12 protein-coding genes are annotated in these 12,322 nt (G+C 52.0%); 5 read left to right on the forward strand and 7 right to left on the reverse strand.

Annotation, left to right across the window (positions count from 1 at the left end; translation table 11 throughout):
• Positions 1–229: 229 nt before the first annotated feature.
• Complete coding sequence (locus JN756_RS04110; protein ID WP_201021806.1) at positions 230–544, forward strand: hypothetical protein; 315 nt, start codon at positions 230–232, stop codon at positions 542–544.
• A 29-nt stretch (positions 545–573) separates the two neighbouring features.
• Here JN756_RS04110 and JN756_RS04115 read toward each other — a convergent pair whose 3' ends face one another.
• The 6 genes from JN756_RS04115 to JN756_RS04140 form a co-directional block, all read right to left on the reverse strand.
• Positions 574–2,091 (reverse strand): conjugal transfer protein TraG N-terminal domain-containing protein, encoded by a 1,518-nt coding sequence (locus JN756_RS04115; RefSeq protein WP_201021807.1) that lies wholly within the window; start codon positions 2,089–2,091, stop codon positions 574–576.
• Positions 2,088–2,468 (reverse strand): hypothetical protein, encoded by a 381-nt coding sequence (locus JN756_RS04120; protein ID WP_201021808.1) that lies wholly within the window; start codon positions 2,466–2,468, stop codon positions 2,088–2,090. Before JN756_RS04120 ends, JN756_RS04115 begins: the two co-directional genes overlap by 4 nt.
• Before the next feature lie 10 nt (positions 2,469–2,478).
• Positions 2,479–3,840 carry an integrating conjugative element protein gene (locus JN756_RS04125; RefSeq protein WP_201021809.1) on the reverse strand — a complete coding sequence of 454 codons (1,362 nt, stop codon included), beginning with the start codon at positions 3,838–3,840 and terminating at the stop codon, positions 2,479–2,481.
• A 20-nt stretch (positions 3,841–3,860) separates the two neighbouring features.
• Positions 3,861–4,802 (reverse strand): TIGR03756 family integrating conjugative element protein, encoded by a 942-nt coding sequence (locus JN756_RS04130; protein WP_201021810.1) that lies wholly within the window; start codon positions 4,800–4,802, stop codon positions 3,861–3,863.
• Complete coding sequence (locus JN756_RS04135) at positions 4,799–5,227, reverse strand: TIGR03757 family integrating conjugative element protein (RefSeq protein WP_201021811.1); 429 nt, start codon at positions 5,225–5,227, stop codon at positions 4,799–4,801. Before JN756_RS04135 ends, JN756_RS04130 begins: the two co-directional genes overlap by 4 nt.
• Before the next feature lie 602 nt (positions 5,228–5,829).
• A complete protein-coding gene (locus JN756_RS04140) occupies positions 5,830–7,020 on the reverse strand; it encodes an MFS transporter (RefSeq protein ID WP_201021812.1) in 1,191 nt (396 codons plus the stop codon).
• Positions 7,021–7,281: 261 nt separating this feature from the next.
• Between JN756_RS04140 and JN756_RS04145 the strand changes: the two genes are divergently transcribed.
• Entirely contained in the window at positions 7,282–7,485 is a 204-nt protein-coding gene (locus JN756_RS04145) for a co-regulatory protein PtrA N-terminal domain-containing protein (RefSeq protein ID WP_201021813.1), read from the forward strand.
• A gap of 270 nt (positions 7,486–7,755) precedes the next feature.
• Here JN756_RS04145 and JN756_RS04150 read toward each other — a convergent pair whose 3' ends face one another.
• Positions 7,756–8,460 (reverse strand): response regulator transcription factor, encoded by a 705-nt coding sequence (locus tag JN756_RS04150; RefSeq protein ID WP_201021814.1) that lies wholly within the window; start codon positions 8,458–8,460, stop codon positions 7,756–7,758.
• A gap of 146 nt (positions 8,461–8,606) precedes the next feature.
• Here JN756_RS04150 and JN756_RS04155 point away from each other — a divergent pair, with 146 nt between their 5' ends.
• From JN756_RS04155 to JN756_RS04165, 3 genes are all read left to right on the forward strand, one after another.
• Entirely contained in the window at positions 8,607–9,299 is a 693-nt protein-coding gene (locus tag JN756_RS04155) for a response regulator transcription factor (RefSeq protein ID WP_017850090.1), read from the forward strand.
• Entirely contained in the window at positions 9,277–10,644 is a 1,368-nt protein-coding gene (locus JN756_RS04160; protein WP_250690869.1) for a sensor histidine kinase, read from the forward strand. The genes JN756_RS04155 and JN756_RS04160 overlap by 23 nt, the downstream gene beginning before the upstream one ends.
• Positions 10,645–11,147: 503 nt before the next feature.
• Positions 11,148–11,933, forward strand: coding sequence for a glycosyltransferase family protein (locus tag JN756_RS04165; RefSeq protein WP_201021815.1), 786 nt, complete (start codon positions 11,148–11,150; stop codon positions 11,931–11,933).
• Positions 11,934–12,322: the final 389 nt, after the last annotated feature.

The raw sequence follows: 12,322 nt of genomic DNA on the forward strand, positions 1-12,322 counted from the left end.
TTCCCCGCTGACGGCGGCCCTTTCGGGTAGGGCTTTTACCCTTATGAACCATTCCATTCGCTCTTGCAGACCCTTTTACCTTTTGGGCCATTTTCTGCGTTGAAAAGCTGGGCGTATGGGCGGGGAGCCGAGGCTGTGGTGCATCAGAAGGGCTTGCAGCAGAGAAAAATCAGGACTATAAATAATGTCAAAGCGCCTCTAGTTGTTGAGGCATTCGAGGATGAGCATCATGACCACACACGCCACTCAGGGAGTCGCAAGCCGCTTGGGCTATGCCTTGGGTGTTATCGTGCGCGCCGTTTGGTTCAGCCAGAACCGCACACTGCGTTGGGTCAAACGTCTGGCCTTAATCGCAGTGGCGGTGTGTTTCTCGTCTTCACTGCTGACTGGTTTTTTGATGGGCGTGATTAGCATTGTGCTTATTATGCTGGTCCTGGCAAAGTCTGCAGACGAAGGTGCTGGTAGTGGTAATACCCGTCTCTGGGATAGAAACGGTCCGCAGAGTCTATGGCACCATGAAGATGAAAGCCGGAAGTGGCAATGAGTGCTTGAGGTATTGTCTACCTCAAGTATTTATTTAGTGATTTTGCTTTCCGCTGCATGACCTACTTTTTCTCCTGCTCCTCGAACGGCAAGTGTTCCACTGGTTAGCCCTTCTAACGCCTTCCCTGCACTAATCCCCGCCCAGCCCAAAGCCCCTACCCAGAAAACGGGCAGGATTATAAACATTGCTCCCATCACGAAGTTCAAGATCGCATCCTGAGCCGTAGCGTTAAGTCCCATCACGGGGTCAAACGACAGATGCGGTGAGCCTGAGCCATACAACGCATCCAAGATTGTGGTATCGATCCACCTGGCCAGTTGAAACCAGAAGTCGACGAAGATCAGTGCAAAAAACACTACCGTCAACGTCATGGCAACCTGCAACTGATAGGCGCCGACAATCAGTACCAGCGGTATGCAAATCACCATGGCCATCTTCAAGAATGCCATCACCATCGGCAATGCCTGACGAACCATGTCCATAGCTGGGAAATAGGCCATTGACCCTAATGCAACGCCTAGAGTCCCAGCAGCCCGGGCGGCTCCATTCCATACGGTTCCGTTGATTTGTCCACCGTAGTCCGTATAAACGTCCCCTTTCACTTGGTTCGACGGTGAGACCAGTTGTCGAACAAGAGAGTCGGTTACGTCTTCTGGTGACAACCACTTGGCCCATCCGAGCATCCTGGTTATCAGGTCTGGCGATACTTGAGCCTTGATGCGATCCCGCAGCCCCACTCCGCTATCGGACCACCATTGCTTGCAGGTTGGGTATCCGCCGCCGCCGCTCACTTGCGGTAAGGTCACATCGCGGATTGCGTTGTACGGCCAAGAGGCTCTTGGTGTTTTGGAGTAGTCGGTGTCGTAGTAGCCCGAGCTGTTCAGCAAAAAGTGCGATCCGATCCAACTTAGATCCTCCAAGAACTTTGGATCCTCGGCTTTCGCGCCCAGATCAGGTTGACGCATGAAGAGTCGTGCGCGGGAGGGGCCATAGCAGTCATGGGTGAAGTCACCGATTTCCTGAGCCAGTAATGGGTTATTGATCTTGGTGTTGTTCACATCCATACGAACTTGCCGCAAATCGGTTCCGCAAGGAATTGCGGCCACCGCGCCGCTGGTCAATCCTTTCGACAACGAATGCATAAAGGCCCACCACATGGGCATTTGTGCGCTCTTTCCTGCCAGTGAACTGAATGTTGTGTTCCAGCCTGTATCGGATGGTTTAGGTAAGTTGTACTGACACTGCTGAGCTCTGCTTTGATCAAATGCCAGGGTATCAAAGCTCACATTGACGGCTGGGACAGCGAAGAATGCGACCACTACATAGCCAACGTAGATATTGGTTTCGATACGGGCCAGTGAGAGGACGCCTTTGTTACCTTCATCAGCACCTTCTCCACGAACTTTGAGCCATTCCTTAATAACAATAATGCAGAAGGGCAGGGCAAATAGCCCTGTATCTGAAATCATCGCCCAAATACCATTGTTGATGATCCATCCGACCAGTGTCAGATAGTATTCCAAATAATCATTGGTATAGAGCGTCATTGGATGCCTCCAGCCTGTGACACCGCTTTGCTCACCTCAACCATCAGAACCAATATCACTACCATTACTTCGATCTTGAAAAAGCCTCTACGCTGCTTGGTACGTTCTGATTGTGGTAATCGATACTTGAGCTTGAGCCAGGCGTAGGCCATTGCCGTATAAAGCATCAATCGCCAGCAGAGAAGCAGCCAGTAATTGTCGGTGCGCCAGGCTTGCCATTGCTCGGCGCTGTCGAACACGCGCATCAATACGCTGCTGAGGAGGACTGCGACGGCCGTATTGGCGAGCAACACGGCCAGAGCGATTAGGATGGCCCTGCCCGTTCGACGAACCACCGAGCGGTTGGAGGCATTGCTAGACCTTCGTGTATCGATCATGGCCTACTCCTCACTGTTTGTTCTTGGCGGGCGACTGCAACTGCTCCAATCGATCCGTTTCAGGTGCCCCCTGAAACACGCCCCGGGAATCTTCGGCCCGCGCTTTCCCGCGCTCGATGATGGTCAGGGGCGAGTTCTTCGCGAGCTGCTGACGCATATCCAGCTCCATTTTCAGATTGCCAATCTCCTGCTGCAGCGAGGAGCTCTGCTGACTGACTGCCTGGACGGCAAGGTCATTAGCTGCGACGTTTGGTTCCCGACTACCTGCCATCAACGTGCGCTGCAGGGTCAGGGCTTTCTCCAGCACATCGGACAGCGCGACTTCGGAGGCAAGCCTGCGAGCGAGCACGTCCTGATCACGCTCGTCCTTGAGGGCTGCTACAACGCCTCGGGTGATTGGCAGCGAGTTGCTGCTTGCAGCTTCCAGGTTCTCGACCGACAGGCTTTTGCCCCCGTTCAGTAGCTCCTGCAGAGCCTTCAGCTTGGTGTCGTAAGTTTCCTGAATCAGCGGCGTGAGTCCTACCCCTGCGGCCGTAACCGTTTTAGGGCAGCTGTCACAGGTCTGTTGTTGCTGTTCCCCCAGCACGCGATTGGCGAAGGTCGTGGCCTCTTGTGGTGATGACCAAACATTGCAAACCATGCCATTGTTGCAGTTGTCCTTACTGATCGATGAGGTGTCGACGGCGGCACGTTTGTTCAGTAAGTTGTAGCCCGCTTTAGTGACGTCCCCCACGATACGAATAGGCTTCTGACCGGAACCTCCTGCTCGATCACCCCCAACCCAGGTGACGCCATCGTTGCCACCTTTTTTTTCGACTTGCTCCACAGCCGATACTGCGTCCGTATTGGAAGTCAGTGCTTGGCTCATTGCCTGACCCTCAGCAAGCTTGCCCCAACCCATCTGGTTGCCCGCGATATCGGCCATCTTTTCGCCAATGGCGCGGCATGTACCTTTGGATCGGTCAAAGTCGAGTCGAGCCTGCAAAATGCCGTTGGTGATGAGGTTGTATAGGGCAGGGTTAGCACGTTGAAGAATCAATGCCGGCAGTGATGCTACGGCGCTGGTGGCGTTGCGTACCACCGAGCTCATGATGTTCTGGAAACCGGAGGTAGCTCCATTCAACTGGTTTTCTAGGGTGTTGCTCAGGCTCATATTTCCGCAGATCAGATTGTTGTTCCAACCGCCACCCACTGAAATGCTGTCCATGTTGCCTGCGCTACCCATAGTGACCGCGCTGCCGCCGCCGATGCTATACAGCACGTTGTCCCCAATGACGCTTCCGGAGGACGAGACGTTGATTGGCTCAGCAGAAAACGCTAACGCACTGCCGAAGCAGTACGTGAGTCCGATCGCTAAAGTGGTGAGTTTCATGTTGTGCTCCGATCGCTGTTTCATTGGAAGTCCGTGCTGCCGAGGAAGGTCTGCCCACGACGTTGGCAGCATGAATACGGGCGCCAGAGCGCCCAGGCGTACCCGCCATCCTGCGCATCGACGTTTGGGCCGATGGTGGGAAAGGTTGCGCAAGTCGGGTTGAGGACTGGGGTAAGCTCTTGCCACTTGCCTGTGGTGGCGTCACCTTCGTGTAGCGGCCCTGCAGGCCAGTAGCCGGGGTAGGGAAGGGCGAGCATCGGCAAGTAGACATGTGCCTGGCCTGGGCGGGTGACCACGTCGCCAGCACGCTGCGCAATGACTGCGCCGGTCTTGTAATCATCGGTCTGGTTGAGAAAACCGCTGCGTGGATAAATATTCCCCCAGCTACTCGCGGTGAGCAGGCTACCGACTTCGCGCATCCCTGGAATGAGTGCTTCGGGGTACACAGATTCGGGTACGCCATATCGCCAGGCAATGGGATCAAGAGTGCTAAGGAAGTAAGGCACAAGCGGTAATGTTGCTCCTTTGCAGACATAGCCCGAGGCGCTGGCGAACTGACTCAACGTCGCGCCACCAGGATGGCCAATGACATCGGCTTCCTTGAACTTGATGATGTTGTTTTCAGCGACGTGGTTGGTGGTGCCGTCGTTGCCTGCCTGAGCCATCGCGTTGGGTGTGCCAAGGGGTGACATCTCTATCCACGGATTTGCCCCCGTATTTGCGTATGCTGAAACCACGGCGTCTGGCACGTAGTGACGAACCTTGGTCGAGGTTTTGACTTTGCAGCCGAAAGGAGTACAGAGCAGCCAATAGCAAATGCCGACCACTTTGTACTCCAGGCAGTCGGGCGATAGGGTCGAGGCAATGATCGCTGCGGAGTTGATTGCGGCCGATGCGCTGAAGGACAAACTGAACGTGATGGCCAGCGAGAATGACCTGATCGGAAAACGTGAGTGCCTCATCGTGACAGGCTCCGTGCTCGATCAATCAGCGTGACGGCTTTAGTGACGTCCGGCTCGCCGTAGACGACGTAGCGACGGTCAACGACCACGGCTGGGAGTTTTTCGACACCCAGGCTCCAGGCGTCCGTGACCCCTTGCTGGGCTAGAGCGAGATCGTTTTGCAGGTGCCTACCTGCAGGGCTGGCTAGGTAGCGTTGAATCGTTGCTTCTGCCTGGCGCGGATCAGCGGGCAGCTCGCGTGACAGTTGTTCTTCAAGACGTTGCTGATCATCTAGAAGAATGATGCGAGTGCCAGAGGGCGCCAACACCGGATGGGCCTGATTGGTAATGACCCAGGTTTCTGCTTGGGCAGCAGCGGGCAAGAGCACTAGCAGTGGCACCAGCCAGTGCCGCTGTTCGCTGAGGCGGGTAAGGATCTGGAGCATGGCACCGTACCTGAAGTGAATTCAAGTACAGGAAACCGGATCGTGACGATGGGGGCAGTAGGAAATAGGATTTAGGGGTAAGCGGTATTTCGGTCTTACAGTGTGTTGTGTATGTCCAGTGAAAACTCAAACGACCCTGATCCGTTCGATGCTCCTGATCTGCTTCCTTGGCCTGATGGCGGCATGCGATGGTGGCGAAAAACTTTCTACCGCCGAAAGTGCTGAACACGGCCACTCACACGAGTAACACCCTGCACAGATAAAGTTACATTTGCGAAGTTATCGAAAGGCTGGCATTTGGATCGGCGTGGCCGGCACTTCTTGGGTTGTCCAATCCAGTGAGTTAAACCGGCCACGTTGAGCCAAAGGGACTACTCGTCGCCGAATGTTAGACACTGATACTTGCCGAAGGCTTTGATATCTATCGTAGCCATGCAACCGATACGGAGCGCTATGCTGCCGTGGAGCAAACCCGAACCTTGGCCACCACCTATTTTGGTAGGCTTCAGGTTGGCAGACACCGCCAGCGCGGCATAACGATCTGACGGACGAGACGAATAAGCCCCTAATGTTCCAGTGAGCAGATGATCTGAACTGAGGAGTTATTGATTTTTCAGTAACAGCAAGAGCAGAGCTGTTGCTGCAAGCAATGCCCCCACGAGGAAGGTGCTGTCTGATCCAATGCTTTGCCATAGCCAGCCCGCAAGAACACTAGCGATCAGCATACATACGCCACTGACCAAATTGAAAATACCGAAGGCGGTGCCCTTGAGTTTTCCAGGCGCTTTATCGGCTACCAGCGAGGCAAGAATGCCTTGGCTGAATCCCATATGAAGCCCCCACAATGCAACGCCCAGCATCATCGTGATGGCAGAGCTGGACTGAGCAAGCACCAGATCCGCTAGGATGAGTAATCCCATCCCCACAACGAGCAGTTTCGTACGGCTGATACGATCAGATAGCCAACCGGCAGGATAAGCAGACAAGGTATAGAAAAGTGCCATTACCACCATCACCAGTGGAGTCCAGGTGGCCGAAAAGCCTAACTGTTGGGCCCGTAATACCAGAAACGCTTCACTGAACCGGGCTAGTGTAAATACCCCGCCAATGACAACAACCCACCAATACCCAGACGAGAAGTCGAGCAAGGCTCTCCAATGAATCGGAGAGCGAAATTTGCGTTCGCTGGGGGCGTGTACGGGCTCTTTTACTCCTGTGACAATTAGAGTCACCGCTATTGCTGCAGGAATCACTGCAACCCACAGTACAAGCTGTATATCTGCGAGCCACAACATCAGCAATATGGCCAGAGCGGGGCCAAGAACGGCTCCTACGGTATCCATCGATTGTCTTAACCCAAAGCAGGCGCCCCGGATCTCTGGTGGCGAAACATCTGCGACCAGTGCATCTCGCGGTGCGCCACGAATCCCTTTACCGATACGATCCAGAAAGCGAGCAGTGAAGACCACCTCAACCGAGTGAGCCAAAGGGAAAAGCGGCTTGGTCAGGGCGGCCAAACCATATCCAAGTAGCATTAGTCCTTTGCGTCGCCCTATAAAGTCGCTGATGGCGCCAGAGAATATTTTGGCGAACATGGCGGTCGACTCGGCAATCCCCTCTATCACCCCTACAGTCAATGCACTCGCTCCCAACGTGGTGACTAAAAACACAGGCAGCAAACTGTGTACCAGCTCAGACGATAGATCCATGAACAAACTAACAAAGCCCAACGCCCAGATCGTGCGCGGAATCCGAAGACGCTCAACATTTGTATTAGGACTATCGCTGCTCATATTTTCATCCTGTACTCGTCGGTGCCGCAGAGAGGTATGGAAAGGCAGCGCCCCTTCTACGTGATTATCTCACTCGCGTGGACTGCAGATAGTGGTAGGAAGAAATGGTGCCCAAGATATGGAGGTTACACGGGACACACCTAGGCATCTGCCTGTCAAAAAATTCATTTTGCGGGGATGAGCGTGAAATGCAGCCAGCTTTAGTATTAGCCCAAGCCAGCAAGCATTGTGATGGCTAAACCTAAACACTGGAGATTTGCCATGAAAACCCTAAAAGCTCTTTTGATCGTAACCTTGATGAGTGCCTCTGTAGCTGCGATGGCAGAAGGCGGTGGCGATAAAGTAATGGCGCAGATGGAGGCCGCAAGAGCGTCTGCAATGACAACCTACCAAAAGTCTGAACACGCAACCGCCGTTGCCAGCAATCACAAAGCGGCGTCCAACGATGTCGCACGTTCGAATTGATAGGACGTTCTACTCATCAAATTCATTAGCAGCCGACTACTCGAACATGCGCTTTAAGTGCCATGAAGTGCAGTCGGGAAAACTGCCGAAAGGACGCATAACCAGAGTCGCTTACTCGCCGTGTGGCAGTAGGACTAATCCTTTAAAACGGTCAAAACGACCTGCTCGGGTTGCGGGGTACACCGACAATCCGAGTAATTGGTCGGCAGCACAAAAGCTGCTCTAATGATACGCAAGAATTTCACCACCCAGCTGCTTCGATTCGGGTTACTATCGAGCAGGAGCTTCAGATAAGTTTGTCGATACGTTGAGGCAATAGCCTGCGCCAGGAATGGTAGCAATTAGCGAAATTCCAAATCCATCATCTAACTTTCGACGTAGGCGATAAATATGTTTATCGATAACGTTGTCGTTTGGATCGAATTCATAGTCCCACGCACTCTCAAGTAGCATCAAGCGAGTAACAACCTCACCACAATGTTTCATGAGTTTTTCTAGAATCAAGGTTTCGCGGTGAGCGAGGGATATCGTTCGCCCCATCCATGTTACCTGCCGAGCTGCAGAGTCAAGGCACAGTTCGCCAACACACAAGGTACTCGCCTTACCAGGCTGCTGATCTCTAGGTCGCAATAACCCTTCCAGTCGCGCCAATACTTCAACAAAGGCATAGGGCTTCGTCAAGTAGTCGTCGCAACCCGCCTCAAGCCCCTCAACTCGTTGCTGGGTCGAGGCTAAGGCGCTGAGCATCAATACTGGCGTCTGCATTCCCTCCCTGCGTAACTCTCGAACCAACGACAAACCGTCCATACCAGGTAGGCATCGATCAACGATCAAAGCGTCATAGATACCCTCAAGCGCCATCGCGAGCCCGTCATGACCTTCTGCACTGGCATCGACGACATGTCCGCTCTCTCCGAGTCCTCGCACTAGGTATGAAGCGGTACGGGCATCATCCTCAATGACTAAAATACGCACTCAAACCTCGCAAAGACTTAAATAAACTTTTTTTCATTTTGTCGGAAGCTCAGTGTATAGACTGACTCGGCACACTATGCCATCAAAGGGGTCGTTTGATTTACATCGGCCTATTAATTTCAAACCAGGAGCTCAGCGCGACGCCTATGACCCACGTACTGGTTATCGAGGATGATCCCGTCACCTCGCGGGAGATCGAGGCAGCCCTTCAAGACCACGGCTTTGACGTGACCCTGGTAAACAATGGTCGTGAAGGTTTGTTAGCGGCCATTAGCGATACCTTCGACATCATTGTTCTTGATCGCATGCTACCTGGAGCGCTTGACGGCCTAGGTATGCTTACCGCATTGCGTGCTTCTGGCATCACCACACCGGTTCTGATTCTCAGTGCGCTAAGCGCTTTAGATGAGCGGGTTCGAGGCCTTCGCGCAGGAGGCGATGACTATTTGACCAAGCCGTTCGAGTTCATTGAGCTGACTGCTCGACTAGATGCTCTGAATCGCCGAAGGGCACCACCTTCCGCAGCAAATCGAGACAGTCGATTGCGCATTGGGAATCTGGAAATTGACCTACTACGACGCTCAGTGCGCCGAGGCGAAAGACAGATTGACTTATTACCTCGTGAATACGCGTTACTAGAGTATCTCGCTCAACATGCCGGGCAAGTCGTCACGCGAACCATGCTCTTCGAAGCTGTCTGGAATTATAGTTATGACGACCGCACCAATGTGATAGATGTTCATATTGGTCGTCTGCGTCATAAGATTGATGGCGAGGGCGATTCTCCAATGCTCCAAACCATTCGGGGGGCTGGTTATGTCCTACGTTCGCCTGAGTGAGATTCCACGCACCATCAGCTTTCGAACAGCCCTTATGTTCCTGGCATTATTTGGGTGCTCGTTTTTTGCGTTATTTGGTTATATTTATTGGCAGACTACCGGATATTTGATCTCAGAGGTGGATACTGCACTGCATCGAGAGGTAGACCGCCAAAGCGCCCAAGAGCCTGCGCTACGACGTACAGAAATACTTAAACATACGGAGCAAGACCCCGAAGGGCGGCTCCCATATACGCTATTCGATTCTGCAGGTACAACGATTGCGGGGGCGCTATCAACCCTGCCTACGTTCAGTGCATACGATAAGCCTGCGGAATTTATCTGGGATAAAACTAACGGTCATGACCGACCTATCCGCTACCTTGTTCACAAACTGGATGATGGAAACACTCTTCTGATCGGCCAGGATATTCATGACATTCGTGAATTCGACGAACTCCTGGTCAATGCTCTGATTTCAGGCGGCTCACTACTTATAGTAGTTGGGCTACTAGGAGCTATTGCATTAGGCGTATCTGCTCGCCGCCGTTTAGACGTACTTAGCCGCTCCATAAAAATAATTGTGGAGGGCGATCTCAGTGGGCGTTTACCTACACGGGGAAATAATGATGATATTGATCGTATCGCCGGTGTGGTAAACGGTATGTTGGATGCACTTGAACGGCTAATGAGTGAGGTCAAAGGTGTATGCGATGATATTGCTCATGACTTGCGAACACCGCTGACTCGCTTGATTGCTGGATTGGAACGTGCACAGCGGCGTAGCTTGACGCAAAAAGAGTACGCCAGCGCTATCGATACAGCCATAGAGGATGCTAAGGGGCTAATGCAAACCTTCCGGGCACTGCTGCGCATTTCAGAAATAGAAGGCAGTGCGAGACGCAGTAATTTTACCCTTGTTGGTTTCAATCAAATCTGCGCTGATGCAGTTGAGCTCTTTGAACCTCTCGCTGATGAGCGTGGTATGAATCTAGAGTTCAAGCCGTGCGAGGGAGTCGATACAGTAATGGGGGATTCGCAGTTACTGTTTGATGCGGTTTGCAACCTCATCGATAATGCCATCAAGTTTTCACCGGACGGAAGTGACGTTGAAGTAACAGTCTCGGCAGATTCTAACAACTGTGGAATCAGTATCCGTGACCATGGGCCCGGAATACCGGAGGAGGAACGGGAAGCGGTTTTCCGTAGACTCTATCGCTCAGAGTCCAGCCGTCATACGCCAGGAAATGGCCTGGGCTTAAGTATGGTTTCAGCTGTGGCACGTTTACATGAGATGTCCCTACAGGTGCACGATGCCCGGCCTGGATGCCGGGTGGACTTGATAGGTAAAGCACAAAACGCTTGAGACCTCGGATCCATATCTAAAGAGTTTGTAAATCGGCGGGCAATCTGTTCGATTGCTTGCCTGCCTCTTGGCTCAACTGATGTCCCTGTATTTGGATCCCCCGCTATGCACGTTAGCGGTCTCTGACCTGCCTTCGTTTCAGAGATAGACCCTGAATTTTTTTCGCCTACCAATAGGGTGCGACGATTGTTGTGGGAACAACCGCCTCTCATAGCGAACCTGTCAAGAAATTCATCTGCAAGGGAACTGAGTTATAAGCTCCCAGGCACAAAATAAATAAAGAATAAATGCCCTAAAGCAAAACAGCTAGGCATTGGGTTCTCAATACGGAAAAAGTTCTGCAATAAGAAGTATTGTCTTTTTATGGCAGTTGAATTGTGTGCATCCAATGTAAAAGCTTCAGGATTGGACGAGCATATTTTTTCGAAGGACAGGGCGCCGGGCGGCTTCGCTGGTTGCTGCCCGCTATAACGAAGGCAATCAAATTCGAGAGTTAGTTATCTATGAAAGATCACCACCCAGAAAAGGCAAACTACAGCATCGCTTTGGTTAACTACAAGTCGCTTGAGCTGACCAAGAAATGCCTCCAGCTCCTGCAAGATGTCGCGCAAGAAACAGGTATTTCTGTTTACGTGGTGGACAATGACTCCAGAGATTCAAGCACAGAGTATCTTCGAACTTTAAATTGGATCAATTTGATTGAGCGAAAAGCAGAGCATCCTGAGGCAGGAAATATTGCGCATGGCCGAGCTCTTGATCTCGCTTTAGGTTTCGTTGAGACGGAGTATGTATTTCTTTTGCATACCGACACTTTTATTTATGATCTTGACGTTTTTAACATGATGCTCGCGCAATGCGCCGAGCAACAAGAGGTAGCAGCCGTTGGATGCCTGGAGCAGCTGAATAGAGGCTTCTTTCGCTCGGTCTGGAGAATATCGTCACGATTTTTTAAACATTACACCAGGCGTAGTCTCAAAGCGCTTGGAATAAAATCAAGGGAGCCGAAACCATATAGAGAAAGACATCTAAAAAGCTTTTGCACCCTATGGAATGTAAGATTGATCAAAAAGCACGGCTTGCATTTTCAAATGGACGAACGCAATCCAGGCTATGAGCTTCAGGATAGGATGGCAGCGTTGGATTATAAAATTAGATTCATATCGCCTCGGAAAATATTTCGCTATCTAGACCACATTCAAAGTGGAACGATCTCCTCACTAGGCGGCTATGCCAGCAACCACAGAAGAGTCAGGATGTACAACCAGATTACACAAGGTTTAAAACTTTAAAACGCGGCGACACAGCTGTACCCGCTCAACCTCAGAAAAATTCCACTATCTAACTTCGCCTTTACATAAGCTCAGCGCATATCAAAAGAGGCTGTGCTTCACCATTGGTGACACTTTCCATAGCCAGAGGTTGGCCTCTCTTCTGGGCAAGCCATCTGCCCAGAAGATTTGTGGCAGCCCTTCGATTACTACGCGGGGGCTATTCGACGAGTAGGTAATCAGGCAGTATTTAATAGAAGGGTCATGCGGACTGAAGTTAATACGATCAACGGTAGCCAGGAGATATCTCTGTAAGAACAAGCGTCACGTAGGTAGCCAAGACACCCTACCCAACCCCGACAGCTCTCACCGATGCTCTTGGAGGTAAGGAGGAGAAGAGGGCGTCGCGC

The sequence above is a fragment of the Pseudomonas sp. Y39-6 genome (genome assembly GCF_023651955.1).
GTDB classification, from domain to species: Bacteria; Pseudomonadota; Gammaproteobacteria; order Pseudomonadales; family Pseudomonadaceae; genus Aquipseudomonas; species Aquipseudomonas veronii.

Bases quoted from the DNA above. Each gene is read 5' to 3' on its own strand.
- JN756_RS04110 (WP_201021806.1), top strand. From the start codon at position 230: ATGACCACACACGCCACTCAGGGAGTCGCAAGCCGCTTGGGCTATGCC.
- JN756_RS04115 (WP_201021807.1), bottom strand. From the start codon at position 2,091: ATGACGCTCTATACCAATGATTATTTGGAATACTATCTGACACTGGTC.
- JN756_RS04120 (WP_201021808.1), bottom strand. From the start codon at position 2,468: ATGATCGATACACGAAGGTCTAGCAATGCCTCCAACCGCTCGGTGGTT.
- JN756_RS04125 (WP_201021809.1), bottom strand. From the start codon at position 3,840: ATGAAACTCACCACTTTAGCGATCGGACTCACGTACTGCTTCGGCAGT.
- JN756_RS04130 (WP_201021810.1), bottom strand. From the start codon at position 4,802: ATGAGGCACTCACGTTTTCCGATCAGGTCATTCTCGCTGGCCATCACG.
- JN756_RS04135 (WP_201021811.1), bottom strand. From the start codon at position 5,227: ATGCTCCAGATCCTTACCCGCCTCAGCGAACAGCGGCACTGGCTGGTG.
- JN756_RS04140 (WP_201021812.1), bottom strand. From the start codon at position 7,020: ATGAGCAGCGATAGTCCTAATACAAATGTTGAGCGTCTTCGGATTCCG.
- JN756_RS04145 (WP_201021813.1), top strand. From the start codon at position 7,282: ATGAAAACCCTAAAAGCTCTTTTGATCGTAACCTTGATGAGTGCCTCT.
- JN756_RS04155 (WP_017850090.1), top strand. From the start codon at position 8,607: ATGACCCACGTACTGGTTATCGAGGATGATCCCGTCACCTCGCGGGAG.
- JN756_RS04160 (WP_250690869.1), top strand. From the start codon at position 9,277: ATGTCCTACGTTCGCCTGAGTGAGATTCCACGCACCATCAGCTTTCGA.
- JN756_RS04165 (WP_201021815.1), top strand. From the start codon at position 11,148: ATGAAAGATCACCACCCAGAAAAGGCAAACTACAGCATCGCTTTGGTT.